The sequence below is a fragment of the Capnocytophaga leadbetteri genome (assembly GCF_003054025.1).
Classification (GTDB): Bacteria; Bacteroidota; Bacteroidia; order Flavobacteriales; family Flavobacteriaceae; genus Capnocytophaga; species Capnocytophaga leadbetteri.
In genome coordinates this window covers 1-25,075 of record NZ_QBKG01000025.1, presented here as the reverse complement: position 1 = coordinate 25,075, position 25,075 = coordinate 1, and the positions used below count along the sequence as shown (strand labels likewise).

Annotated in this window: 23 protein-coding genes and 1 rRNA gene; 18 read left to right on the top strand and 6 right to left on the bottom strand. The window is 41.9% G+C overall.

All coding sequences use genetic code 11. The features are described 5' to 3' along the window. Nucleotides 1-348 precede the first annotated feature (348 nt). From C8P65_RS11650 to tsaB, 10 genes are all read left to right on the top strand, one after another. Nucleotides 349-828: a hypothetical protein gene (locus C8P65_RS11650; RefSeq protein ID WP_146162934.1), complete on the top strand. Its 480-nt coding sequence runs from the start codon at nucleotides 349-351 to the stop codon at nucleotides 826-828. Nucleotides 829-1,197: 369 nt separating this feature from the next. Next, a complete protein-coding gene (rimO, locus tag C8P65_RS11640) occupies nucleotides 1,198-2,502 on the top strand; it encodes a 30S ribosomal protein S12 methylthiotransferase RimO (protein WP_107782940.1) in 1,305 nt (434 codons plus the stop codon). Between the two features lie 49 nt (nucleotides 2,503-2,551). After that, entirely contained in the window at nucleotides 2,552-3,118 is a 567-nt protein-coding gene (pth, locus tag C8P65_RS11635) for an aminoacyl-tRNA hydrolase (RefSeq protein WP_107782939.1), read from the top strand. A gap of 38 nt (nucleotides 3,119-3,156) precedes the next feature. After that, nucleotides 3,157-3,612, top strand: a complete 456-nt coding sequence (locus tag C8P65_RS11630; RefSeq protein WP_107782938.1) for a copper resistance protein CopD — start codon at nucleotides 3,157-3,159, stop codon at nucleotides 3,610-3,612. 21 nt (nucleotides 3,613-3,633) lie between these two features. Continuing rightward, complete coding sequence (locus tag C8P65_RS11625; protein WP_107782937.1) at nucleotides 3,634-5,694, top strand: GDSL-type esterase/lipase family protein; 2,061 nt, start codon at nucleotides 3,634-3,636, stop codon at nucleotides 5,692-5,694. A 44-nt stretch (nucleotides 5,695-5,738) separates the two neighbouring features. After that, nucleotides 5,739-6,629 carry a fructose bisphosphate aldolase gene (locus C8P65_RS11620; protein ID WP_107782936.1) on the top strand — a complete coding sequence of 297 codons (891 nt, stop codon included), beginning with the start codon at nucleotides 5,739-5,741 and terminating at the stop codon, nucleotides 6,627-6,629. 95 nt (nucleotides 6,630-6,724) lie between these two features. After that, nucleotides 6,725-7,759 carry a virulence RhuM family protein gene (locus tag C8P65_RS11615; RefSeq protein ID WP_107782935.1) on the top strand — a complete coding sequence of 345 codons (1,035 nt, stop codon included), beginning with the start codon at nucleotides 6,725-6,727 and terminating at the stop codon, nucleotides 7,757-7,759. Nucleotides 7,760-7,843: 84 nt separating this feature from the next. Next, nucleotides 7,844-9,451 carry a hypothetical protein gene (locus C8P65_RS11610; RefSeq protein ID WP_107782934.1) on the top strand — a complete coding sequence of 536 codons (1,608 nt, stop codon included), beginning with the start codon at nucleotides 7,844-7,846 and terminating at the stop codon, nucleotides 9,449-9,451. Then, complete coding sequence (gene rsmI / locus C8P65_RS11605) at nucleotides 9,451-10,122, top strand: 16S rRNA (cytidine(1402)-2'-O)-methyltransferase (protein WP_107782933.1); 672 nt, start codon at nucleotides 9,451-9,453, stop codon at nucleotides 10,120-10,122. Before C8P65_RS11610 ends, rsmI begins: the two co-directional genes overlap by 1 nt. A 13-nt stretch (nucleotides 10,123-10,135) precedes the next feature. Continuing rightward, the gene (gene tsaB / locus C8P65_RS11600) at nucleotides 10,136-10,774 is read left to right on the top strand and encodes a tRNA (adenosine(37)-N6)-threonylcarbamoyltransferase complex dimerization subunit type 1 TsaB (RefSeq protein WP_107782932.1); all 639 of its coding nucleotides are present in this window, start codon (nucleotides 10,136-10,138) and stop codon (nucleotides 10,772-10,774) included. Nucleotides 10,775-10,798: 24 nt separating this feature from the next. Here the strand turns inward: tsaB and C8P65_RS11595 are convergent, their stop codons facing one another. The 4 genes from C8P65_RS11595 to C8P65_RS11580 all read right to left on the bottom strand — a co-directional run bounded on the left by C8P65_RS11595 (nucleotide 10,799) and on the right by C8P65_RS11580 (nucleotide 16,166). Beyond that, nucleotides 10,799-11,518, bottom strand: a complete 720-nt coding sequence (locus tag C8P65_RS11595; protein ID WP_107782931.1) for a 3'-5' exonuclease — start codon at nucleotides 11,516-11,518, stop codon at nucleotides 10,799-10,801. 24 nt (nucleotides 11,519-11,542) lie between these two features. Next, nucleotides 11,543-12,697 carry a serine hydrolase domain-containing protein gene (locus C8P65_RS11590; RefSeq protein ID WP_107782930.1) on the bottom strand — a complete coding sequence of 385 codons (1,155 nt, stop codon included), beginning with the start codon at nucleotides 12,695-12,697 and terminating at the stop codon, nucleotides 11,543-11,545. A 75-nt stretch (nucleotides 12,698-12,772) separates the two neighbouring features. Then, nucleotides 12,773-14,101 (bottom strand): alginate export family protein, encoded by a 1,329-nt coding sequence (locus tag C8P65_RS11585; RefSeq protein WP_107782929.1) that lies wholly within the window; start codon nucleotides 14,099-14,101, stop codon nucleotides 12,773-12,775. A gap of 40 nt (nucleotides 14,102-14,141) precedes the next feature. Beyond that, nucleotides 14,142-16,166, bottom strand: a complete 2,025-nt coding sequence (locus C8P65_RS11580) for a multiheme c-type cytochrome (RefSeq protein WP_107782928.1) — start codon at nucleotides 16,164-16,166, stop codon at nucleotides 14,142-14,144. Nucleotides 16,167-16,428: 262 nt separating this feature from the next. On the opposite strand from C8P65_RS11580, the gene C8P65_RS11575 reads away from it, so the two are divergent. From C8P65_RS11575 to C8P65_RS11555, 5 genes are all read left to right on the top strand, one after another. Further along, nucleotides 16,429-17,025 (top strand): peroxiredoxin-like family protein, encoded by a 597-nt coding sequence (locus C8P65_RS11575; RefSeq protein ID WP_107782927.1) that lies wholly within the window; start codon nucleotides 16,429-16,431, stop codon nucleotides 17,023-17,025. A 68-nt stretch (nucleotides 17,026-17,093) separates the two neighbouring features. Next, entirely contained in the window at nucleotides 17,094-17,477 is a 384-nt protein-coding gene (locus C8P65_RS11570) for an START-like domain-containing protein (protein WP_107782926.1), read from the top strand. A 38-nt stretch (nucleotides 17,478-17,515) separates the two neighbouring features. Beyond that, nucleotides 17,516-18,370, top strand: a complete 855-nt coding sequence (locus C8P65_RS11565) for an aminotransferase class IV (RefSeq protein ID WP_107782925.1) — start codon at nucleotides 17,516-17,518, stop codon at nucleotides 18,368-18,370. 12 nt (nucleotides 18,371-18,382) lie between these two features. Continuing rightward, nucleotides 18,383-19,678 carry a tRNA lysidine(34) synthetase TilS gene (gene tilS / locus C8P65_RS11560; protein ID WP_107782924.1) on the top strand — a complete coding sequence of 432 codons (1,296 nt, stop codon included), beginning with the start codon at nucleotides 18,383-18,385 and terminating at the stop codon, nucleotides 19,676-19,678. 74 nt (nucleotides 19,679-19,752) lie between these two features. Beyond that, nucleotides 19,753-20,319, top strand: a complete 567-nt coding sequence (locus C8P65_RS11555) for a DUF3127 domain-containing protein (RefSeq protein WP_107782943.1) — start codon at nucleotides 19,753-19,755, stop codon at nucleotides 20,317-20,319. Nucleotides 20,320-20,383: 64 nt separating this feature from the next. On the opposite strand, the gene C8P65_RS11550 is transcribed toward C8P65_RS11555, so the two are convergent. Next, nucleotides 20,384-21,286 carry a helix-turn-helix transcriptional regulator gene (locus C8P65_RS11550; RefSeq protein WP_107782923.1) on the bottom strand — a complete coding sequence of 301 codons (903 nt, stop codon included), beginning with the start codon at nucleotides 21,284-21,286 and terminating at the stop codon, nucleotides 20,384-20,386. A gap of 95 nt (nucleotides 21,287-21,381) precedes the next feature. Between C8P65_RS11550 and C8P65_RS11545 the strand changes: the two genes are divergently transcribed. From C8P65_RS11545 to C8P65_RS11535, 3 genes are all read left to right on the top strand, one after another. Then, a complete protein-coding gene (locus C8P65_RS11545; RefSeq protein WP_107782922.1) occupies nucleotides 21,382-21,753 on the top strand; it encodes a DUF2493 domain-containing protein in 372 nt (123 codons plus the stop codon). Between the two features lie 349 nt (nucleotides 21,754-22,102). Continuing rightward, complete coding sequence (locus tag C8P65_RS11540) at nucleotides 22,103-23,722, top strand: TerB family tellurite resistance protein (protein ID WP_107782921.1); 1,620 nt, start codon at nucleotides 22,103-22,105, stop codon at nucleotides 23,720-23,722. Nucleotide 23,723: 1 nt separating this feature from the next. Continuing rightward, a complete protein-coding gene (locus C8P65_RS11535) occupies nucleotides 23,724-24,677 on the top strand; it encodes a hypothetical protein (protein ID WP_107782920.1) in 954 nt (317 codons plus the stop codon). Between the two features lie 318 nt (nucleotides 24,678-24,995). Here the strand turns inward: C8P65_RS11535 and rrf are convergent. Continuing rightward, nucleotides 24,996-25,075 (bottom strand): 5S ribosomal RNA (gene rrf / locus C8P65_RS12460); the annotation flags it as partial.

Genomic DNA, 25,075 nt, shown 5'->3' with positions numbered 1-25,075 from the left:
TAGTGGATACTCATCTATACTGATGTAGTAAAGGAGTTCTTGCTTACAATACTTAACTTAAAAAATGAAAAACATAAATTAAACTGACAAAATAAATGTAAACCGTTTTTAGGACGTGACAACTGGTGAGACAGGTGAGACAGGTGGGAGGGTTGAGAAGGCTGGGAGTGCGAGCCGCACGGGCGATTGTGGGACAGGGAGAGAATTTTGAATTCTGAATTGTGAATTGGGCACAAGCTGCAAGCTTGCGCCAGCGGGGGAAAAAAAGACTACCTACTATGATAAAGAAGGAAATAAAGGGATATTTAATAATCAAGGGAAATGGGAAAATAATAGTTGTGATAAAAAATGAGTATATTGAAATTACCTATTCAGTTTAATGGACTTAAGGGAGTTTACTTAGGAAATTCTATAGTTTCATTTGAAAAATTATTAAGAGATGAATATGAACAAGGAAATGTTGTTTTTCAATTAGATGAACATTTTCTAATTGTTATTTTTATGGATAGTATCATCATAAAAATTAATTTATTGTACAATAAAATAGCTCAAATATCTTTCTATAATAAATTTTTAGGGAAAATCAAAAATATAGGAATAGGGAGTACTTTAAGAGAGTTTATGGATGCCTATCCTACAGCTCAATATGATGATGATGAAAATTTCTTTTATATACCTAATTCTATTTATGAAAATATGGCTTTTTTCTTTGAAGCCCCTTATTCTTTTGAATTAGATAACAAGTTAGAAGAAATCACAATTAATGATTCTTCTTTATTGATAATATGTAGAAATAGTAATGTGGGTAATGTATCAGATGTGTGTTAAAATTACAATAATCTAATAATCAACATAATACAAAATGACTAAAACCTTATTTTTCTTTACCCACCATAGAGATAAGCGTTTTTTAGCCTATAATGCGCTCTAAATAGTGCAAAGGAAATTGGCAAATTATGAATTTTGAATTTTGAATTGTGGGACAGGTGGGACAGGTGGGACAGGTGGGAGGGTTGAGAAGGCTGGGAGGATTGAGAAGGCTGGGAGTGCGAGCCAAAGCCAGCGAATGCATGGAGCTGGGTATGTGGGGGCGATTGTGGGACAGGTGGGACGAGTGGGTGTATTTTTCTGTTTTTGTGGTTTATCATTTGTAGTTCGTAATTATTTCGTATCTTTGTCGCTTGAAACTAACAACAAATGCGAACAAGAAGTATAAAGAAAAATACTATAAACGTAGTAACCCTCGGTTGCTCTAAAAACGTATACGACAGCGAAGTCCTTATGGGGCAGCTCAAAGCTGGCGGCAAAAATGTAGTTCACGAGCAGGAGGGTAATATCGTGGTTATCAACACTTGTGGCTTTATCAATAACGCCAAAGAAGAGAGCATCAACACTATTTTAGAGTATGTTCAGCAGAAAGAAGCAGGCCTAATCGACAAGGTCTTCGTGATGGGCTGCCTTTCAGAGCGCTACAAACCCGATTTAGAAAAAGAAATACCCGATGTCGACCAGTATTTCGGCACTAGCGAACTCCCTGCCCTACTAAAAGTGCTGGGGGCGGACTATAAGCACGAACTCATAGGCGAACGCCTCACCACTACCCCTAAAAATTACGCTTATCTCAAAATATCTGAGGGCTGCGACCGCCCTTGTAGCTTTTGTGCTATCCCACTGATGCGGGGCACTCACATTTCCACCCCTATCGAGGCGCTTGTCACCGAAGCCGAAAAGCTCGCTGCCAAAGGCGTCAAAGAGCTGATACTCATCGCTCAAGACATCACTTACTACGGTCTCGACCTCTACAAAAAACGCGCCCTTGCCGACCTGCTTCGCGCCCTCGTAAAAGTCGAAGGCATCGAGTGGATACGCATACACTACGCCTTCCCTACAGGCTTCCCTATGGACGTCATTGAGGTGATGAAAGAAGAGCCCAAAATTTGCAATTATTTGGATATTCCCTTGCAACACATCTCCGACCCTATTTTGGCGAGTATGAAGCGTGGTACTACCCAAGAGAAAACCACAAAACTGCTGAAGAAATTCCGCGAGGCGATGCCCGAAATGGCCATACGCACCACCCTGATAGTCGGTTACCCAGGCGAAACCCAAGCCGACTTCGAAGCGCTCAAATCTTTTGTGAAAGAAATGCGTTTTGACCGTTTAGGTTGCTTCACTTACAGTCACGAAGAGAATACCACTGCCTACCAGCTTGAAGACGACGTACCCGAAGAGGTAAAACTTGCACGTGCCAATGAGATAATGGAAATACAGTCACAAATATCGTGGGAACTCAACCAACAGAAGATAGGCAAGACCTTCCGTTGTCTCATCGACCGCAAAGAGGGCAATTACTTTGTAGGGCGTACCGAGTACGACTCTCCCGATGTCGATAATGAGGTACTTATCGATGCCAAAAAACACTACGTAAAAATAGGCGATTTTGTAGAAGTAAAAATCATAGATGCCACCGATTACGACCTCTACGGCGAACCAGCGGTTTAAAAACGCAAACAAATTGCCTATTTAGCAAATTATTATTACCTTTGCAGCTATGAAAAAATATCTAATTGCTTGCCTCGGCAATATAGGGGCTGAATATGCTAATACGCGCCACAACATCGGTTTTTTAGTAGCCGATAAGCTGGCTAAAGACCATAATGCTTCTTTCACCACTCAAAAGCTGGGCGACCTCGCCGAGATAAAAGTGAAAGGGCGTACATTTATACTGCTGAAACCCTCTACTTATATGAATCTCAGTGGCAAAGCAGTACGCTATTGGCTCGAAAAAGAACGTTTGACGGCTGAAAATCTATTAGTAGTCTGCGATGACCTCAATATAAAATTTGGTACCTTGCGCATCAAAGGGAAAGGTAGTGATGGCGGTCATAACGGACTTAAAGATATTCAGTATCAGTTAGGTACCCAAGAGTACGCCCGTTTGCGCTTCGGTATCAGTAGTAATTTCGAGTCTGGTAAACAGATAGACTACGTATTAGGCGAGTGGACGCCCGAAGAACAAGCGCTGCTCCCTGAGCACGTAGCTAAATGTGCCGAGGCAGTACTTTCATATGGCTTAGCAGGGCTTGCTATTACAATGAATACTTTTAATAATAAGTAGCTATTAATGACTAATGACTAACGACTAACAACAAAACTATGTACACACATCATATCCTTTTAATTTTGCATTTAGTGGCGGCTACTATATGGGTAGGCGGACACTTAGTGTTGGCTATAGGCTACCTCCCTAAAGCGCTTAAGCACAACGATTTTAGCTATATAGGTAATTTCGAGAAAACATACGAGCCTATCGGAATGCCATCGCTCTTAGTGTTGGTTATCACGGGTATACTAATGGCATACGACTACGGAGTAAGTTTCAGCACTTGGCTGCACTTCGATTTTTCAATAGAAAAAGTAGTTTCCCTAAAACTCCTTTGTTTGCTTACTTCTGTGTGTTTTGCCATCTCGGCACAAACACGCGTACTACCTCAGCTGCGCAAGGGCAATATGAAAAAACTACCTGAAATGGCAGTGCACATCATCTGTGTAACACTCTTGGGGGTTACAATGGTTGTATTGGGTAGTTTAGTGCGCATCGGTGGACTATAACAACAGAAAAACCATATCAGAATGAAAAAAATATTATTGACAATGCTGCTGCTACTCTCATTGGGGGCAGGAGCTCAAAAAAAACTGACCAAAGTGGCCTGTGTAGGCAATAGCATCACCTATGGTTATTTGCTCGAAAACAGAACCCAAGATGCCTATCCTGCGGTATTGCAGCGCGCTTTAGGCAAAGCTTATTTAGTTGGCAACTTTGGCAAATCAGGGGCTACCTTGCTCAATAAAGGGCATCGCCCCTACACTCAGCAAGATGAATATAAACAAGCGCTTGCTTTTGCTGCCGATATAGTGGTTATCCATTTAGGTATCAACGATACCGACCCTCGCAACTGGCCTAACTACCGCGATGATTTTGTAAACGACTATCTACAGCTTATCGCTTCTTTCAAGGAAGTCAATCCTCAGGCGCGTATCCTTTTGGCGCAGATGAGTCCTATTTCACATCGCCACCCTCGCTTCGAGTCAGGCACCCGCGATTGGCACGCCGAGATTCAAGAGGCTATTCGTATGGTAGCCCGCGAGGCGCAAGCCCAACTGATAGATTTTCACGCACCTCTTTACTCTTATCCACAATTGCTCCCCGATGGGCTACACCCTAATGCCGAAGGAGCTGCTCTCTTGGCTAAGGTAGTATACAGTGCTATCACCGGCGATTACGGCGGACTGCAATTGCCTGCTATTTACACCGATAATATGGTGCTACAGCACGGACAGCCATTACCGATAAAAGGTACCGCCAATACAGGCACTAAGGTAATGGTGAGTATAGGCAAACAGAAATACAGCGCTGTAGCCGACGAAAATGGCAATTGGCAAGTAGTTTTAGACCCGCTGAAAGCCAAAGAAGTCTATACGCTTAGCATAGTAGCTGGCAAGCAGAAACGCATACTCAAAAATGTGGTAGCTGGCGAGGTATGGCTCTGTTCAGGGCAATCAAATATGGAGTTTATGCTCAAACAAACCACTACCGGAGCTACTGATATACCACGAGCCACTAATCCTAACATACGTTTCTACGATATGAAAGCCCGCTGGCGTACCGATGCGGTAGAGTGGAATGCCACAGTCCTCGATTCGCTCAACCACCTACAGTACTATCGCGATACACAGTGGCAAGAATGTACACCCAAAACCGCAGCCGAGTTTTCAGCCGTAGGCTATTATTTCAGCAAATGGCTACAAAAAGATTTAGATATGCCTATCGGACTGATTTGCAATGCTGTAGGAGGCTCTCCTACTGAAGCGTGGGTAGGCAGAAACACTCTTGAAAACGATTTCCCTCGTATATTATACGATTGGCGTAATAACGATTTTATAATGCAATGGGTACGCGAGCGTGCCTCTCAGAATATCAAAAAGAGTACGGACAAACTACAGCGCCACCCCTATGAGCCTGCATATCTATACGAGGCAGCAATATTGCCGCTAAAAGACTTCCCTATCAAAGGAGTGATTTGGTATCAAGGAGAGTCGAATGCCCATAATAAAGATGCTCATTCTAAGTTATTTAAGCTATTGGCAAAAAGTTGGCGCGAAACGTTTCAAAATCCTAAATTGCCGTTTTACTATGTGCAATTGTCTAGCATCAACCGCCCTTCTTGGGGTTGGTTCCGCGATTCGCAACGCCGTCTGCTCTCCGAGGTGCCCTATAGCGGTATGGCAGTGTCTTACGACTACGGTCACCCTACCGATGTACACCCTAAAAACAAGCAGCCTATAGGCGAGCGTTTAGCGCGTTGGGCACTAAATCGAACATACAATAAACAGCATATTACCCCCTCAGGACCTCTTTTGCGTTCGGTACATTTTGCCGAAGGAGCTGCCTTTGTCAGCTTCAATTACGCCAAAGGCTTGCACACTTCCGACAATAAGCCCATACGTGGCTTCGAGCTTTCTGATGGCAATGGTATTTTCTACCCTGCCACTGCCGAGATAGTAGGCGATGAGGTGAAAGTAAGTTGCGAGCAAGTCCGTATCCCCAAGTCGGTACGCTATGCGTGGAGCCCCGTCACTGATGCCAATTTGGTAAATGAAGATGAATTACCTACAAGTACATTTGTTTTTTAGAAAAATATGTTGTACCTTTGTGGCATTAAATAAAGGTTTTTACAATGAAAAAAGAACAACTTGAACAAATGAAAAATGGAAAGGGCTTTATTGCGGCACTCGACCAAAGTGGGGGGAGCACTCCTAAAGCATTAAAGCTCTATGGGATAGACGAAAGTCAGTATACTAACGATGCTGAAATGTTTGCTCTTATTCACCAAATGCGCACTCGTATCATCAAAAGTCCTGCTTTCAATAGTGAAAAAATACTTGGGGCTATCCTCTTCGAACAGACAATGGATAACCTTATCGACGGTAAATACACGGCTGATTATCTTTGGGAAGAAAAACATATTATTCCTTTCCTCAAAGTAGATAAAGGACTCTTAGACATCGATAGCGATGGGGTACAACTGATGAAGCCAATCGACGGACTACCAGACCTACTAAAGCGTGCTAACGAGCGACATATTTTCGGTACTAAGATGCGTTCAGTAATCAAAGAGGCCTCTCCCAAAGGTATTGCACAAGTAGTAGCCCAACAGTTTGAGGTAGCACAAGTCATTATCGATGCAGGGCTTGTTCCGATTATTGAGCCAGAAGTAGACATTACCATTCCTGATAAATCAAGAGCTGAGGCTATCCTACGCGATGAAATCAGGAAGCATTTAGATCGTTTGCGCGACACCTCCGATGTGATGCTCAAACTCTCATTACCTACTATTGATAATTTCTATAAAGAATTTACTAAGCATCCTCGTGTCGTACGTGTAGTAGCCCTTTCAGGGGGCTATCCTCGCGAAAAAGCTAATGAAATTCTGGCTAAGAACAAAGGAGTAATCGCTAGTTTCTCTCGTGCTCTCACTCAAGGACTTTCTGCTCAGCAAACAGATACAGAATTCAACCAAATGTTAGCAGAAACCATTGAGGGTATTTACGAAGCCTCAGTAAAGTAAGCCACACAGAAAGCTGCATAAAGAGACACCTAATAAAATAAGAAGACTTTAGCCCTCAATAAGAGAGCTGAGGTCTTTTTGCGCAAATTAAAAAAATGGAAGCAGAAAAAGGAGAAATCATACTTTATCAACGTGAAGATGGTTCAGTACAAATAGATGTAAAGATTGAAAACGAAACCGTATGGCTTACGCAAGAACAAATGGCTACTTTATTTGGAAAAGGGCGTAGTACTATAACGGAACACATTTCTCACATTTTTGAGGAAGGAGAATTAGATGAAAAAGTGGTCTGTCGGAGTTTCCGACAAACCTCTAAGCATGGTGCAATAGAGAGTAAAACTCAAGAAAGAGAAGTAAAACACTACAATTTAGATGTAGTTATTTCAGTAGGCTATCGCGTTAGGTCAGTACAAGGAACGCGTTTTAGACAATGGGCTACCGAAAGGCTTAAAGAATATGTTATAAAGGGTTTTACAATGGATGATGAGCGGCTGAAAGGTAATGCAGGGGGCAACTATTGGAAAGAGCTGCTTAATAGAATTAGAGATATTCGTTCTAGTGAAAAGGCTTTATACCGTCAAGTACTCGATTTGTATGCTACCAGTTTAGACTACGATCCTAAAAGTGAAACCACCATTGCCTTTTTCAAAGTAGTACAGAACAAACTTCATTATGCCAGCAGCGAACAAACTTCAGCAGAACTGATTTATCACAGAGCTGATAGTAGCAAAGATTTTATGGGACTAACTACTTTCAAAGGAGCATTGCCTACGCTTAATGAAGCTAAAATCGCCAAGAATTATCTTACAGAAGAGGAGTTATTCCGCTTAAACCGCCTTGTTTCTGCTTTTTTTGATTTAGCAGAACTCAAAGCAGAAATGCAGGTACCAATGTATATGAAAGATTGGATAGAGGAATTAGACAAATTTTCAGCCAATTATGGCAAAGGAGTACTAAAAGGAGCCGGAAATATTAGCCACGAGCAAGCTATACAAAAAGCAACACAAGAATACCGAACTTACGAAGCGAAAACGTTATCGCCTGTAGAACAATCTTATTTAGAGAGTTTGAAAGTATTAGAGAAAAGTACAGCTAAACTACTGAAGCACAAAAAGAAAAGAGAGCTATAAAAAGAATAAGAAAGTTTTTTAGAAAAATAAGTAAGAGATTACCAAAAAAATTGTATCTTTGCCTCATCATAAACTCCATTTGCTATGAAAGAAACATTAGAGCAAGAATTAGTTGATTTAGCCACCGAAATTATAGCCTATCAAGGGCGATTAAATCTCAGCGAGCTTAGCCAAAAAGCGCATAAGATTTCTGAGAAAATCACTATATTGGGCTTTGTCGAAAAATACTACCAAATGCTAAGAACCTCAGAGCAGCGTATGACTTATACCTTGCGAAAGGTTGCTAATTTTATTGATGAACAGGAAAACATCTTCAATATTGATGTAGCTTTCAAAGAGTTACAACCTCTTGAGCAGCCTTTGATAGAAGAAACGCCGGCTGAAAAACCTGCTTTTGTAGCTATGGAACCAGCACCCGTTCAGGCTGCTGCTGAACCAATAGCCGAGAAGGTTGCTGAGCCTACTCCTGAACCAACACCAGAGCAAGCACCTGCTGAGCCTGTTCACTTTACTACTACTCCTGCAGAACCAACTCCAGCAGCTGAACCAGAACCTGCTGAGCCTATTCACTTTGCAACTCCTCCTGTAGAACCAACTCCAGCAGCTGAACCAGAACCTGCTGAGCCTATTCACTTTGCAACTCCTCCTGTAGAGACCGCACCGGCTCCTATTGAAGTAGTAGCAGAACCTGCTCCTGCTGAAGTTCCAGATACCACAACAGATTCGGTTGTAGAGATGACACAGTTTGCTTCCCCTGAAGCTACAATAACTGAACCCGCAATGGCTCAACCAGTAACCAATACTTCTGATGAAGATCTTACCTCTTTATATCAAGATTGGAACGATTGGCATTCTTACACTCTTCCTGATGATCCGCCTGCAGAAGTAGCCGCACCAGTTTCTGCTCCTGTAGCTACTCCAGCTCCTGCAGCAACCCCTGCATCAGAAGTAGCACCTGCACAAACAACAGTAGCTGCTCCGGTGCAAGCCGCTCCAGTAGCACAAGCAGTGACTCAGCCAGTAGAGAACATAACTCCTCCTACTACTATTAATACACAGCAACCATTGCGCGAGGCTTCTACTCCTGACTGGGCTGTATCAATAGATCAACCTATAGTACCTCCTCGTCCGCAACAAGTAGAGACTGTACACGAGCCAATACACGCAGCTGCACCTGAGCAAGCACCTACTTCAGTAGTAGAACAAGTGCTAACAGCTGAGCGTCTGCACCCGCATCAGGTAGCGCAACCTACAGCAGCTGCACAAGCACCCGTAGCTCAGCCGGTACAGTCAGCACAGCCAGAAAACTTTATTCAGCAGCAGCACCTAACAGAAGAGCAACAAATACTCCGTCAAACACCTTCGCTTGAAGAGTTTTTAGCAAAATCAAAGGCTACAGCTTTTGACAAAAAAGACCATACTGAGGAGATAAAACCCGCACAGTCGCTCAACGACCGCTTCAGCAAAGAAATACAAATAGGGCTAAACGATAAGTTAGCTTTCATTCAAAAACTTTTCTTCGGAAGTGAAAGCGAGTATAACCGTGTGCTACAACAGTTAAACCAACTCCACTCATTAGAAGAGGCTGCACAGTATATTCAACAACAAGTAAAACCTACTTATAATTATTGGAAAGGCAAAGAAGAGTACGAAGAACGCTTCCTACACCTTATCTTACGCCGTTTTGAATAATGAGCAAATTGTATCTTATCCCGACTCCTATCGGCAATTTAGAAGATATAACTCTACGTGCGCTACGTTTGCTCAAAGAGGTAGAGGTCATCTTGGCCGAAGATACTCGCACTAGCAGCAAACTGCTAAAGCACTATGATATTCACACCCCAATGCAAAGCTACCACCTGTTCAATGAACACAAGGTGGTAGATGCTTGGGTACAACGTATCAAAGGGGGTACTACGGTAGGGCTTATCACTGATGCTGGTACACCTGCTATTTCCGACCCTGGATTTTTACTTGCAAGGGTTTGTATAGCCGAGGGGATAGCTGTAGAGTGCCTACCTGGGGCGACTGCCTTTGTGCCCGCTTTAGTAAGCAGTGGCTTACCTAATGATCGTTTTACTTTTGAAGGTTTTTTACCCGATAAAAAAGGGCGTCAAACACGTTTACAACTCCTCGCACAAGAAACTAAAACGATGATTTTTTACGTCTCTCCTCATAAATTACTTAAAACCCTCACCGATTTTATCACTACTTTTGGGGCAGATCGTCAAGCAAGTATCTCACGAGAACTTACCAAACTGCACGAGGAGACCCAGCGCGGTACACTACAAGAGTTATTAGAGTATTATAAGGACAAAAATATCAAAGGGGAAATAGTACTCGTTTTATCGGGGAATAGATAATAGGCAACAGATAATGAAATTACTTCATATAGAAACATCAGGGGTGAACTGCTCAGTTGCCCTTACTGATAATGACACAATTTTAGCTACTAAAGCTCAGAATGCAGGACACTTCACGCACTCTGAAAATCTACATTTGTTTATTGAAACTGTGATGACTACAGCAGGGGTACCGCTTTCTTCCCTCGATGCTATAGCCGTAAGTGCAGGCGCAGGCTCTTATACGGGTTTGCGCATAGGAGTAGCTACTGCCAAAGGATTGTGCTTTGCTCTTGGCAAGCCTCTCATAGGTATTCCTACTTTGCAAATCCTTGCGCACCAAGTAGCACAGGCTGATTGCATTATTCCTATGCTCGATGCGCGCCGTATGGAGGTTTATAGTGCTGTATTTGATAGCGAATATCGTTTTGTATCTCCTACTGAAGCTAAAATTCTTGATGCAGACAGCTATAAAGAGTATTTGTATAAGGGTAAAGTAACATTTCTAGGCGATGGTAGTACTAAGTTTGCTACTATCTGCCAACATCCTAATGCTACATTTATATCAGGAGCTTTCCCAGAGGCTAAAGATATGATTCCTTTTGCTATAGAGAAGTATAAAGCCGCTGATTTTGAAGATATTGCTTATTTTGAACCTACCTATCTAAAATAAGCAAGCAAATACTAATAAGTAGTATTAGCGCGGAATAATGAGTATTTCATCGTCTGTTAAGAACGGTTCGTAACGCAGGCGTAATAGTATTTGGGCTACCGTTATAGTATCTTTCTCGCAATAAGTAGCAATGCGGTGTATATCATATTCTTCATAAAATACATCGCGTACTTGACTGCCATTAATATCATCTTTAGGTGAAGGAATACCTAATGTATTAGCTAAGAGAGACAAAGAAGTGTAATGCTTATAATCGCCGAACTTCCAGAGATCAAGGGTATCTAGGTGGGGTACCTCCCAAGGCTTTTTGCCAAAGAGTTGCAATTTATTTGGAATACGAATACCATTGATAATCATACGCCGTGAGAGATAAGGAAAATCAAACTCCTTGCCATTATGAGCACAAAAAAGCTTGTTAGGGCGAGAAAAATGTTCTTCTACCAAACGCACAAAATCACGTAATAGAGTGTCTTCTTCTCCTGTAAATGAGGTTACCCTAAAGGTACGTTGCTCGTGTCGGAAAGAAAAATAACCTACCGATATACATACTATCTTACCAAACTCAGCCCATATACCTGCACGATTATAATATTCTTCAGCAGTGTACTCTTCCTTGCGCAGGTATTGCGTTTTTTCTTCCCATAAGGCTTGTGCAGCTGCCGGTACACAACTGTAATCAGGGTACTGAGGAACTGTTTCAATATCTAAAAAAAGTATATCTTCGAGGTTTATTTTATGGAGCACCTTCTTCTAATTTTGAATTATAAATTATGAATTCCCATTAATCATTTTGTACGCTTCATCGATATAGGTGTAAATATCAGATGGAAATGTACTGCCTTCAGGGGCTTCATCTGAAAGACTATGCCCTAAACGCACTATGATAACCTTATCAGTTGGATTGACAATAACGTATTGCCCCAAATGTCCGCGCATCATAAAGAAGTGAATGCCCTTGTAATCTAACAACCACCAGCCATAGCCGTACTCAGGGTGGTCAGCAAAGCGGGGTTGTACCGATTTAGCTACAAATGCACTATCTAATAGCTGTTTGCCATTCCACTCGCCGTGGTCGCGGTAGAGCTTGCCCAAACGAGCAAAATCGCGGGCATTAGAAGCTATACAACAATAAGCCTTCTCCAGTCCACTTTCTTCACTGTCTAACTGCCAAAGTGCCTCACCCTCACACCCCATAGGTTGCCAAAGCGCTTGCGCAAGATACTCACTAAGGGTTTTGCCTGTAGCCTTCTCTATTACCATCCCTAACAGAAAGGTGTTACCACTGAGGTACTTAAAAGCCTTCCCCGGCTCAGAGGTAATCTTTAGCTGTAGCATCTTTTCGCGAAAATGCTCGTCAAAATAAGCACGGGTGGTGATAGAAAAAGGGTCATAATAAGCCTCGTCCCAATCAAGACCTGATGCCATAGACGATAGGTCGCCTACTGTTAGCTTAGCTGCCAAGCCTTCTTTGTACTGCGGAAAAAAGTCGCTTACTGGCTGGTCTAGACTTTTTATGTAACCATCGGTTATAGCCCTGCCCAAAAGTGCCGACACATAGCTTTTCGCCATTGAAAAAGAGTTACTCTTGCTCTGAGAGTTGTAGTTATCAAAATAGCGTTCGTGCCATATACTATCACCTTTGATGATGAGGAAGGCTACTGTGCCATATTTCTGATGAGCGTTTTGCAGTTCGGGGGTTTCAGCCACTTGATTATAGTCTGCGGCGAGCGCCCACGCTTGCGGGGTAGTACTGGGGCTGATAGTGCGATTATCAAAATAAGTATAATCATCTAAAAAAGTAGTGCTATGCCCTGTGGCATACACTACCCTTACGGCTTTGAAGAGATAGCCGTAGCCCAAGAGGTATACCCCAGCAACTACTATAAGTAGCAATAAGAATAAGCTGATAGTAAATTTCTTCATAAATACAAAAGACAAGGAGACGAAATACAAAAGACGAAAGACGTTTGTATTTCGTCTTTCGTCTTTTATCTCTAATTAGAATTTAGCAGAGAAAATCTTAGGATTGATGTTTAGGCTGCACCATAACCAGTCTTGGTAAGCACGTGGGTTAGGTGTACCTTTAAGCGCTTTAGTACCGTCATTAACAAAATAGGTAGAGTAGCCTAATTGTAGTCCTACGAAAGGTTGTACTTTCAAGCTGTACACTAAGTCTATTTCGCTACCATAGCTGCTGTGTTTTTTAGTACCTACTTGGTATTTAGCCGCAGGAGCAAAGAAGTGGTAAGTAGCACTTAGGTTGCTCTTTTCGCCTGTACGAACATTAGCAGTAAGGTAAGGATTTAGCAATCCTTGTGCAGGAGCATTGTTAGAACCAGGAGCTCCTACAAAATAGTAATCCATAAAGCCGTAGAACTTGTGGTTAGTACCGCTGAAAGGGTCGAAAGCCTTGTCTTTGCCTGAAGTATCATCAGTTGCATTACCGCTTAGGTAATCAAGACCCGCTGTAAGAGCAAAGATAGGAGAGAAACGGTATCCTGCATTAAGCGCAAACATATAAGCACTTTTGCTAACACCTACAGCGTTTTTGCCGGTTTGTAGGTAAGCAGTAGCGCCATAGGTTACCTCATCGCTCTTGCCTGCGTAGTGCGCCCCAAAAGTTTGCATATTGTTAGCCTTAGCAGCATCAACCTTATAGCCTAAGTTAGCAAATAAGAATGAAAGCTGTTGGGTAGGAGCGATGCGGTAGTGAGCGTGTAGCGCTTCTAAGTGTTGGTAGGGTTGTCCTCCGCTAAAATACTGTCCTTTAGGGAAGTTTACATTTAGTGGAGATGCAGCCGACTGGTTATAAGCTATAAAGCTGCGTAGGGTAAAATCTTCGTTAGGTGCCCAGTTGATATTTACAGCATCGTGGCTACGACCTGCTGGGTGCCAATCGAGAGAACCAAAAATACGGTCATCATCAAGGGCTATCACTTGGCGTCCTAATTTGATGTTTACTTGCTCAGCCAATGGGAATGCCGCATACGCTTCGAATACTGACATTCCTCCGGTTCTATCAATAAATTGTATTTGAGGTGCTTGCCCCCAAATGTTCACGTTTTGCAATGACACGTACACTTTTAGACGGTCAGCGTTATTGTACTCAAAATTCAAACGAGTACGGTTGTTCACCAAAATAGCAGGTGCATCGCCATCTCCCAAAGGCAGATAAGCCCCATTGCGGTACTCAAAACGCGGACGTATCTGCGCAGTGATATCAATACTGTTTTTAGGTGCCATCTCGTCTGCTTCTTGAGCTGCAAGATAGTTAGGAGCTGCTAAAAGGGTAGCAAGGGCTCCAAGGGTCATTAATTTTTTATTCATTTTTTTTCGTGTTTTTTCTGTTTCGCACGGCAAATATAAGCTATTTTTTTATACCAACCAATAGCTGCAATAAATTTCTATAATTTCGCTGTATGTTTTCGTCTTTCATACCGAGTTGCATCGCTTTTTCAAAGGCGTTTTTAGCTTCCGTGTATTGCTTTTCTTCGCTGTATAGCAGGGCTAAAAAGTAGTATATTTCAGCATTTTTGGGCTCGTATTGCAAGGCGGTATGCAGTACAGCTGCTGCCTTGTCGTTTTGCCCCTCGCCATTGTATAGGGTAGCGAGGTTCAGCCGTAGATAGTTCAGATTTTTGTCTTTCTGAAGCGCGCGCTCATAGAAGCGAATAGCCTCAACGGGCTGGTTTATCTTCACAAAATAGTCGCCTGCCGTAGCACTTCCTAACGGGAAATCAGCTTGCGAGAGTACAAAATCGCGGTACTCCTGATGGGCTTTTTCGAAATGCGGACTCATAGCGCGCGCATTGTCCCAGCCTTTTTGGGTAAGTATCACATTGGCAACTACCATACGCACCGCCTTCGCCTTATCGGTCAGCAGCGGTAGCAACTGAGCATCGTAGCGCGATAGAGGGTACTCGCTTAGGGCTATCACCGCCCGATAACGCGTTTGGGCATCGGCAGCCGTCAGCTCTCTGACTATCAGCGGAAAGCGCGCTTCTGAAGGTTGCCCCCCTAAGTAATGCAAGGCTGCCGCCCGTATAATATCGGGGATGTTAGGGGTTTGCAATAGCGATTGCAGTCGCGGCAGACTCTCAGCAGTCTGCTTACTGCCGATAATGAGGTTTTCGGCAAAATGAGGCTTCCGCTCTTTGCCATACCACTGCACCACTGCTTTGGCAGCCCATTGGGCAGTCTTATCGTTATGACAAGCGTTGCAGGCATTAGGCGTGCCGTACTTAGCACTGAGGTCGGGGCGTGGCACATAGAAATTATGGTCGTGGCGCACATCGTTGCCCATATAGGTGCGGGTAGGCATATGGCACACGCGGCAGTCGGTTTCGGCATCGTTGCCCTTGTGAAAAGTGTGGGCTGTGGTGGCATAGTTAGGCGTGTGGCACTGCAAGCACACCTTGCTGCCTTCGGCTTTTAGCTTGCCTGTGTGGGGCGAATGGCAAGAGGTGCAGCGTACCCCCTGCTGATACATTTTGCTCTGCAGAAAAGACGAATATTTGTAGTTCTCGCCCATCACCTGCCCATCAGCAAAATACAGGTCGGTTACAGGCACTTCGGGTATGTAGTTGTCCATCACTTCAGCCGAAAAACCGTGATGCTGACTTACCTCGCCGCGCCTTGTGTGGCAAGGCATACAGGCGGTGAGCTCCTGCCCTTGTTGCTGCATCGGCACTAAAGGCGCTTTGCCCTTGCTCTGTACGTGTGCGCCAGCAGCTCCGTGACAAGACTCGCAGCCCACTGTCAGTTCACTGTAAGTAGTATGGTAAGAATCAGAATAAGGGTCGAGGTTTTTCTGTAAGTTAGTGCTGTGACAAGAGGCGCACATCAGATTCCAATTCTGCCCTGCTTGCGTCCAATGCAGATAATCATCAGGCGGAATTACCTCGCCCGCGTATTGGTGAAACCATTGGTGCTTGCGGCTGTCCCAACTCTGCCGAAAGACTTGTTTTTTGCCGTTAGGGAAGTCGGTAATATATTGTTGCAGAGGATAATAGCCAAAGGTATACAGTACCTCGTAGTCTTGGTAGTCGCCTTTTTCGTTTTGGGTATTGATAAAGAATTTGCCATCTCGCTTAAAGAAACGCGAGGTGATGCCATCGGCGGTATACGAAGTGTTGAAGTCGCCTAATACGGTGCTATCATTAGCGATTTGCATCGCTTTGAAGTGGTCGGATAGCTGCCATTGGTGGTGCTCATTGGGGTGACATTCTCGGCAGGAAGCAGCCCCCACATAGCTGTTATGCCCCACAGTATCAACAGCTTCTACAGAAGTATAGTCCTCTTTATGAGTAAAGAAGAAGACCACCGCCCCTGCGCAAATGAGGAGGATTAATAATAGTGCAAAAAGGAAGGTTTTGGTATGATATTTCTTCATTTTTCAATTCATAAATAGCGTGCAAAAATAAGATATTTTTAACAAATTAGCAGCATTAAAAAAGATATTTTTTTTAGCTGCTTCCACTTCGGTAACGGTTCGCTTATCGTTCGCTCATCGTTCGCTCATCGTTCGCTCATCGTTCGCTGTTCCTATATCATTCCTATATCGTTTCTGTATCGCTATTATTATTGCTGGCAGACGAAGGCAAATGGTATAATTTTTGATACTATTTTAAGGAAATTTTAATTTTATTTAACTAATGAAAACGTTCAAAACACTATTATTTGCTGTCTTATTGGCAGTAGCGCCTATTTATGGGCAAGACGCTTCTAAAGCGCTAAAAGTGGGTGATAAAGCCCCTCAATTCACCCTTAAAAATGCCTTAGGCAAAAAAGTTAAACTCTCTACGCTACTGAAAAATGGGAATGTGGTGCTAACTTGGTATCGCGGAGGTTGGTGTCCGTATTGTAATAGGGCGCTACAAGGCTGGCAAGAAGTTTTGCCCGAAATAAAAGCGCAAGGTGCTACCTTTGTAGCCTTAACCCCTGAGCTTCCTGACTACAGCTTATCGACCAAAGAAAAACATCAGTTAACATTTGAAATACTAACAGACCTTAATAACGAGGTTGCCAGCCGTTACGGATTAGTTTTCACCTTAGATGAGAACACTGCAGTTAGGTATGAAAAAGGTTTTGGACTATCGGCTTACAATGGTAATCATTTGAACCAATTGCCAATGCCTGCTACTTATATCATTAACCAAAAGGGGGTAATAGTATATGCTTTTGTTAATGCTGACTACACCCAACGCGCTAATACTGAAGAAGTTATTAAAAAACTAAAGGAGATAAAGTAGCGGGATTGATGCTAATTAAAAAAAATGTTGTATATTGCGCCCACTAAAGCCCCTAACCCCCTACCGATATGAATACGAAAGAAAAATACCAATTGGAAGTGGGCATTAATGCCTCTCCGCAGTTGCTTTACCAGTACATATCCACTCCGGCAGGATTGGCTTCGTGGTACGCTGACGATGTACGCGCTGATGCCGATGTATATCTGTTTTTCTGGAATAAATCGCCCGAAAAAGCTATCTTAATACGCACTAAGTTAGACGAATACATACGTTTTCATTGGGTAGATGACGACCCTGCGAATACTTTCTTCGAAATTCGTATCAATGTAGATGAACTTACCCAAGAAGTATCGCTGGTTATCGTCGATTTTGCCTATCCTGATGAGATAGAAGAGGCAAAACAGATGTGGCGGCTGCAAATTGCTGACCTAAAAGCGCGTATTGGCGGCTAAAAACACCCTTACTAAAAATAAATCACTTTTAAAAATAAATGAATATAAACTATAACGGCGCGCTTATCGGTGCAGAGGGCAATATACTTGCGCTGCACAACCGCGCCTTTGCCTACGGCGATGCCGTAACCGATGTGAGCAAGTACAGCTATCAGCAGTTGTTGTTTTGGGAAGAACACTACCTGCGCCTAATGGCAGGCATGCGCGTGCTGCGTATGAATATACCCATGTCTTTTTCGATGGAATACATTGAAGAGGAAATACTAAAAACTATCCGCAGCAATGCCCTTGAAAGTCAGCCCGTAAGGGTACGCATCAGCATATTTAGAAAGAGCGGCAACACTTATACCCCTACTAATAACGACATAGAATATCTTATTGAAACACAGCCCCTAAGCAGCGCTTTCTACGTGCTAAACGAAGAGCCGTACGAGGTTGAGCTTTTTAAAGATTTTTATATACAACCCGATTTGTTGGCTAACATTAAGCACACTAACCGGATAGTGAACGTTTTGGGCAGTATTTTCGCCCAAGAAAACGACTATCAGAACTGCATACTGCTCAACAGCCAAAAGAACATTGCAGGGGCGCTGGACGGCAATATTTTTTTAGTAAATGGCAACACACTAAAGACGCCTGCCCTAACCGATGGTGCTGTAAACGGCATTACCCGCAAGATGCTGATAAAATCGCTGCAAAAAACAGGCGATTATCAGGTAGAGGAGACCTCTATTTCGCCTTTTGAACTGCAAAAAGCCGATGAGCTATTTATCACCAACAGCCTTATAGGCATACAGCCCGTAAGCCAATACCGCAAAAAGACTTATACCCATACGGTAACTAAAAGCCTGATAGGCAAGCTCAATACGATTGCCCGCTTTGGGATAGTTTAACCCTATATACCGATGAAAACGAACCTTTTAGAAGCGCTGAAGCACCAGCGTGTGTTGGTGGCTATCAGCGGGGGCATCGACAGTGTGGTGCTCGCCCACCTGCTCTACAGTCACGGTGCTGAAGTGATACTCGCCCACTGCAATTTTAGCTTGCGCGGAGAAGAAAGCGATGGCGATGAGGCTTTTGTGCGCAGCTTTGCCGAGCGCTTAGGAGTACAGCTGTTGGTAGAGCGCTTCGACACCCACACTTACGCCAAAGAGCATCAGCTCAACACCCAATTGGCTGCCCGCGAGCTTCGCTATGAATGGTTTGACCGTATGGCACAGACTTATGACTGCACCTATATAGCCACCGCCCACCACGCTAACGACAACCTTGAGACTTTCTTGATTAACCTATCGCGTGGCAGCGGTTTAGACGGTCTTTTGGGTATTCCTGAGCAAAATGGCAAGCTGATACGTCCGTTACTTTCGTTTTCGCGTCAGCAAATATACCAGTACGCCCAAGCAAAGCAGCTGAGTTGGCGTGAGGATAGTTCGAACGCTTCGAATAAGTACGTGCGCAACGTTATTAGGCACGAAATTATACCTCAATTGCGCTACGTACACCCTAATTACTTAGAAAATTTTAATCAAACGCAAGAATATTTGCACCAATCTGCTCGTTTTATCGATTATTATATCGATAAGATAAGAAGTGAGTGTTTTCAGGGGGAACCTATTCGCATTAGCCCCTCTCCCCTACTGCAAGTGCCTGAACTGCCTTTGGTGTTGCATAGGCTCTTCTATCCCTACGGTTTTAACAATGTAAAGGACTTGCAGCAGCTTTTATTTACGGCGGAAGCGGGCAAGATGCTCAGTTCGCCCTCTCACCAACTGATAAAGGACAAAGAATGGGTATGGCTGTTGCCAATAGAGGGCGAGGAGGAAACGCCTTTTGTGATAGCAGAAGGCGTGCGCGAGGTTACAACCCCTATACGTTTGGTATTTGAAGAGGTGCCCCCTACCGCTGCCATATCGGAAGCCCCTAATACTATCAGTGTAGATGCTGATAAATTAGAGTTCCCATTAGCATTGCGACACAAACTCGAGGGCGATGTATTTTACCCTATAGGCTTGGGCAGTGCTAAGAAGTTGAGCAAGTATTTTATAGACGAAAAATACAGTCAGATAGCGCGTCAGCAGCAATGGTTATTGTGCAGCGGCGACCGTATAGTATGGGTGGTGGGCAAGCGCTTAGACCACCGCTTTAGGGTAACCCCAAAAACTAAAAGAGTACTACAGATAAGCGTATTTGGTAATTTGTAAATTTGCTAATTCGCAAATTATGTTGTACTTTTGCCGACAAGAAATTTAAAATGTAAGACCAAAATATGGCAAATATGGAAATTCAAGGTAAAATCATAAAAATAGGACCTGTTCAAACAGTAGGTCAGAACGGCTTTCAACGCCGCGATGTGGTAATTATGACTGAAGATCAGTACCCTCAGTACATACCATTCGATTTTGTACAAGAGAAATGTAGCCTACTGGATAACTTCCACGAAGGACAAGTGGTGCTCATCAGCTTCAACGTAAGAGGACGCGAATGGGTAAACCCTCAAGGGGAAACTAAATATATAGTGAACTTGCAAGGATGGCGCATACAAGACGCTATGGCAGCGGCACAGGCGGCTCCTCAAGGGTATGGACAACCTGCTTATCCGCCACAAGGCTATGCTCAATACCCTCCACAAGGGTACGGACAGCCTGCCTATCCGCCTCAGGGATACGCACAACCTCAGTACCAGCAAGCACCACCGCAATATCAGCAGGCTCCTGCTCAGCCTTTTCAGTCGATGCCCCAAGGGCAGCCATTAGGGCAACCACAGCAGTCTTTCCAAGTGCCTCCGCAAGCAGCTACGCCACCAGCGGCAGCTCCTATAGAAGAAGATGATCTACCTTTTTAGGCTAACAAAATGACACAAAAAAAGCGACTTCCTTACTTTAAGAGAGTCGCTTTTTTATTGACTGTTATTTTTGTTTGGCTGTCAGTTCTTCTTGCAGATGGGCGGGGGTGAGTACCTCTACTTGTTTGCCGTATGAGAGTAGTTCCTTAATAAAATCGGGAGTGATTTTAATACGCAATCGCAATACTATTGCCTCCTCTTCCTCTTTTAGTATCTGTTGCGAAGAGTGCAAAGGCATAGCTTCGAGATATTTTGCTGGATTGGGTATAAAAACGGTATCGGCAGGCAACTTTCTAAAGACGAGTACTACCTCTTCGGCTTGCGTACGCTCGTTATCTACCCAAGCCCCAAAACTATCGTCAAAATAATGTTCTACATCCTTAGGCACAGGATGCTGAAACTTCACTCCGCGCTCATCGTCTAAGCGCTTAATTCTATCTAAGCCAAAGACCCGCAAGGCTGATTTTTCCACATCCCACGCCAATACATACCAACGCCTTTGGGCTTCTTTCAGCAAATAGGGCTCGATAGTACGCTCTTGGGTTTGTGAACTTCTGTCCCAAAACTTATAATAGTGTAGCTTTACTTGTCGCTTTTCTTTAATAGCCCTAAGCAGGGGCGACAGATATTCGGTACCGGCAGGCAATCGCTTTTCAAACTGAATAACCTCAGAAAGATTGCCGTAATTCTGCAAGGCTCTAAATACATCAAACGCTTCTAATAGATTTTGAGCATAGAGGTCGTTATCTTCTGTGATTTCGTAGGCTTTAAGAGAGTTGTTATATTCAATTCTTATGTGGTAGATTTTCTCAATATCTTGTTTGTCACGGAGAAAAGTACGATCAGTAAAAGGCTCAACATCGCAATATTCCTCACTTTTTTCTAAAGCTCTTATCAAATCTTCATACGAATGAGGCTTCATACGCAGGCGCTCTACGATAAAACGATGTCTTAAAAACTTCTTCATTTCATTATTTTTTGCAAATATACAAACTTTTTTCTTAGAGCGACAGTTTTTGTCGCTCCTGCTATCGACTTTTGCCCCAACAAATAACGATTTATATGAATATAGCCATTGTTGGGGGACGTGATTTTAATGATTACACCCTACTGAAAGAAAGTATTTTAGCATATATTGATGCGCACGAAAAACCTGAAAATATCGTATCGGGTGGTGCTAAAGGAGCCGACACTCTCGCTGCACAATTTGCTGCCGAGATGGGCATTCCTCTCCTCATTTTCAAACCCGATTACCAAAAGTACGGACGCGGAGCTACCCTTGTACGCAATACTCAAATCATCGAAAATGCCGAAGTAGTTTTTGCCTTCTGGGACGGACAATCAAAAGGTACTAAAGATAGTATCAAAAAAGCTGAAAAACTTGAAAAAGAGTTATATATCATTACGTATAAACAAAGCATTCTTAGCTCTTAACTAAAAAAACAAGGCAAAAGGACGCATCTATCATTTAATTTTGTATATTTGCTGGCAGAAACTCATAAAACATATTTTATAGTAAAAACCAGATAAACACAAAATAAACATATTAGTAGCGTTTCGCTTTTATTTTCTAAGCTCGAAATACGACCAATTTTTCAATAGTGTATAGAAAGTAAAGACGGAAGCGTTCGCGTATGCGGGCGTTCCTTTTGCTTTACACTATGCCTTTGGTCGGGCTTCGAGCTAAGCAAAACGGGATGCCCGCAAACTATTTTTGTAAAACATTGGGGAAGCCGAAAACCATATAGAGTAGGCATTATTAATTATCTTAACAAAATAAATTATGAATTTATTAAGCAAAGCCCAAAACCAACTAAAAGAAATTAATGCAAAAGACATTAAACTTCTTTTAAAAAATCGTTACCCAAATGAGTATTCTAAAATGCTTATTGATGACAATGCTATCGTAAAAAGAAAAGACTACTATGCCTCTCAGCTGGAATACACAAAAGCTGAAAGGAAGTTTAACACACTTATTTTCCCTTTAGCTGAAAAATACGAAAATCAGTTTCGTGTTTTTACAGACGGAGCCGAACGCTTTCAAGAGCAAGCTATTGTTAAAGATGAATCTCTTCTTAAGAGTTTCAAAAAACTTGAACACGCAAAATTTGAAGAACAGACAGTGAATATTCCCTTAGACTTTTCTTCATTCCCCTTCTATATGGAAGGAGATAATTTTGCCCAAAAACAACCTATATTCTATTTTCCTAAACAAACTTTCAGCGAAGCTTGCCCCGATTGCAATGGGTATAAATACGTTACTTGTAAAGATAAAGAATGTAAAGGGCGACACGAATGGAAATGCAACAAATGCAACGGAAGTGGAGAAGTAGCTTGCCCAAGATGTAATGGTAGTGGAAAAAATCATTGCTCAAGATGCGATGGAAAAGGACGAACAGAAAAAACTGAGTATAGAAATGGGAAACCTTATACAATAAGAGAACAGTGTAGTAGATGTGCAGGAAATGGCGAGATTCCTTGTTCTAAATGTAAGTGCTCTGGTAAAGTAAGATGTGATAAATGTGGAGGTGATGGCATTATTACTTGTGAACATTGTTATGGCGACCCTCATAGAAGAGGTATGATTGATTGCCCTCGTTGTCATACTGCTGGACGTATAGCACAAATAAAGTACTTAACTACCAAAATAAGTAATCACAAATCTGACTTACCTACAGAAATAGGAAGTACTACTACTGTTGTAAAAAGAGAAGCTATTCATAAACACGTATCGCTAAAAAGCCAAAATGAGCTGATTTATGAGAATATTAATGGCTCAATAAAAAAACTTACTGACAGTATTAGCAAAACTTTGTTAATTAAACACGAGGAAAACTCAAAACTTTCAGAAGTAAACTATCCTCTTCTGCTAAAAGCATACATCAACTATCAAGTAATTCCTATAGTAGAAATAGAGTACAAACATTTCTTAACCAACGAAATACATAAACTTATTATTATTGATTTTTGGGACAATCCTGAATTGGTAATGCCTACTAATGCTGAAAAGGTCTCGCTTGATATAAAAAGCGCCTTTAAGTATATCAGTAATACTTTTTCTAAATGGTTTAACACCGAAGCTTATAAAAAGAAAGAAGACAAACGAAAAGAAATCAAGTTAATGATATACCTCATAAAAGCCGACGGTGTGATTGCTGAGGAAGAAAAGCAATTTTTATCATCAAAAATTACTTCTTTGGCTAACTTCACTAATTTAGAGAAAAAAGAGTTTTTTAAACTGATGAATGCTAAAACCTTACCAAAATTAACTAATAAGGATGTAGCATTTAGCAGTGAAGAAACTAAACAAGAAGTGATAAAAACATTAGAAAGAATCGCTAATTCCGATGGTGATTTTAATACTTCTGAACAAATGTTAATTGAAGAAATAAAAAAACTATAATATGAGCAAAATAGAAAATCATTCAATTTTTGGTAGTTACTCCCAAAATGAAAATAGAGTAACTGCTGCCCTTTTACAAATTCTAAAAGTAGGAGGCACAGAGTTCATTTCCGACTTTATAGGAAGTATTGAAGAAGTTGAATTTCCTTCAAAAGAAATTAGTATTACTACTCAAATAGGTGAGGAAAATAATATTTATGATGGTTTGTTAGAATGTGACTTCTCTTTTAGAATATTCATTGAAAGTAAAATAGGAAATAACAAAGTTGATGAAAAACAACTTAATGGACTCATTAAAAATGCCCAATTACACCCTAGGACTTACATTATCTACATAACTTCCGACAGTAGAAAGCCCTATAAATTAGAAGAAAAAGCTAATGATGTAGAGCGACTCTTTTGGATCAATTGGAAACAAGTAAATGAAATTCTCAAGAATGAAATAATAAGACCAGAATCAGAAATACTATCTTTTCTTATTACTGAGTTTGAAAAGCTGCTTGAAGAATTTAATTTACTTGATAATCCTGAAAATAGGGTACAAATCGCTGCTGGCGGTTTTGGTGAAAATATTGCTGAAAAATATCTCTTCTATGCTTGCCAAAATGAAAGAAGTAGCAAAGAAAGTGGTTATTTAGCTTTCTATCATAAAAAAGCAATCAAAAGCCTCTTTAAAATAGAAAATGTAAAAGAAAGTACAGATCTAAACGAAGAAGCAAAAAACAATGAAAAAGTAGCTCAATACCTTAGAGAGCGAGAGAGTGCCTATAGAGGAGACAGACGCAAATTTTATCTCTTAAAAAAAGTTACTCCAGAAGATATTGGAAAGAAAGAACTTCCTCAATTTAATATCATACACGAAGGAAAAGGAAGAGGAAATGCTTATACAATGGGAGTTTATCGTTATACTACTATTGATAAGTTTCTAAAAGCCAAAAGCACTGCTGACCTATAGGAAGAAATATATAAAAAAGCGATTTTCTCTAGATAGAAAATCGCTTTTTTTAATACTATTATTATGATGCATTATTTACCTTTCATTTAATTGATTTTGAAAATTTATAAGGTGTACGACCTTTATTCAAAAGAGTATTAACCTTTTCTAAGTTTACAACCTTGTTCCATCATACGACAACTATTTGCTTAAGAATAAAAATAGCTGCAATTTTGCAGCCTAAAAAACGTGTTCTTTGACATTTTGTTTAATGTGGTATCGCTCAGTTTTTTAAAATAAAAAAAGAGCAATCTAACTATTTAGATTGCTCTTTTTATAAGAAGGCGGCGACATACTCTCCCACTTGCGTAGTACCATCTGCGCTAAAAGGTTTAACTGCTCTGTTCGGAATGGTAAGA

Excerpts from the sequence above, each read along its gene's own strand:
- C8P65_RS11650 (WP_146162934.1), top strand. The coding sequence starts at position 349 with ATGAGTATATTGAAATTACCTATTCAGTTTAATGGACTTAAGGGAGTT.
- rimO (WP_107782940.1), top strand. The coding sequence starts at position 1,198 with ATGCGAACAAGAAGTATAAAGAAAAATACTATAAACGTAGTAACCCTC.
- pth (WP_107782939.1), top strand. The coding sequence starts at position 2,552 with ATGAAAAAATATCTAATTGCTTGCCTCGGCAATATAGGGGCTGAATAT.
- C8P65_RS11630 (WP_107782938.1), top strand. The coding sequence starts at position 3,157 with ATGTACACACATCATATCCTTTTAATTTTGCATTTAGTGGCGGCTACT.
- C8P65_RS11625 (WP_107782937.1), top strand. The coding sequence starts at position 3,634 with ATGAAAAAAATATTATTGACAATGCTGCTGCTACTCTCATTGGGGGCA.
- C8P65_RS11620 (WP_107782936.1), top strand. The coding sequence starts at position 5,739 with ATGAAAAAAGAACAACTTGAACAAATGAAAAATGGAAAGGGCTTTATT.
- C8P65_RS11615 (WP_107782935.1), top strand. The coding sequence starts at position 6,725 with ATGGAAGCAGAAAAAGGAGAAATCATACTTTATCAACGTGAAGATGGT.
- C8P65_RS11610 (WP_107782934.1), top strand. The coding sequence starts at position 7,844 with ATGAAAGAAACATTAGAGCAAGAATTAGTTGATTTAGCCACCGAAATT.
- rsmI (WP_107782933.1), top strand. The coding sequence starts at position 9,451 with ATGAGCAAATTGTATCTTATCCCGACTCCTATCGGCAATTTAGAAGAT.
- tsaB (WP_107782932.1), top strand. The coding sequence starts at position 10,136 with ATGAAATTACTTCATATAGAAACATCAGGGGTGAACTGCTCAGTTGCC.
- C8P65_RS11590 (WP_107782930.1), bottom strand. The coding sequence starts at position 12,697 with ATGAAGAAATTTACTATCAGCTTATTCTTATTGCTACTTATAGTAGTT.
- C8P65_RS11585 (WP_107782929.1), bottom strand. The coding sequence starts at position 14,101 with ATGAATAAAAAATTAATGACCCTTGGAGCCCTTGCTACCCTTTTAGCA.
- C8P65_RS11580 (WP_107782928.1), bottom strand. The coding sequence starts at position 16,166 with ATGAAGAAATATCATACCAAAACCTTCCTTTTTGCACTATTATTAATC.
- C8P65_RS11575 (WP_107782927.1), top strand. The coding sequence starts at position 16,429 with ATGAAAACGTTCAAAACACTATTATTTGCTGTCTTATTGGCAGTAGCG.
- C8P65_RS11570 (WP_107782926.1), top strand. The coding sequence starts at position 17,094 with ATGAATACGAAAGAAAAATACCAATTGGAAGTGGGCATTAATGCCTCT.
- C8P65_RS11565 (WP_107782925.1), top strand. The coding sequence starts at position 17,516 with ATGAATATAAACTATAACGGCGCGCTTATCGGTGCAGAGGGCAATATA.
- tilS (WP_107782924.1), top strand. The coding sequence starts at position 18,383 with ATGAAAACGAACCTTTTAGAAGCGCTGAAGCACCAGCGTGTGTTGGTG.
- C8P65_RS11555 (WP_107782943.1), top strand. The coding sequence starts at position 19,753 with ATGGAAATTCAAGGTAAAATCATAAAAATAGGACCTGTTCAAACAGTA.
- C8P65_RS11550 (WP_107782923.1), bottom strand. The coding sequence starts at position 21,286 with ATGAAGAAGTTTTTAAGACATCGTTTTATCGTAGAGCGCCTGCGTATG.
- C8P65_RS11545 (WP_107782922.1), top strand. The coding sequence starts at position 21,382 with ATGAATATAGCCATTGTTGGGGGACGTGATTTTAATGATTACACCCTA.
- C8P65_RS11540 (WP_107782921.1), top strand. The coding sequence starts at position 22,103 with ATGAATTTATTAAGCAAAGCCCAAAACCAACTAAAAGAAATTAATGCA.
- C8P65_RS11535 (WP_107782920.1), top strand. The coding sequence starts at position 23,724 with ATGAGCAAAATAGAAAATCATTCAATTTTTGGTAGTTACTCCCAAAAT.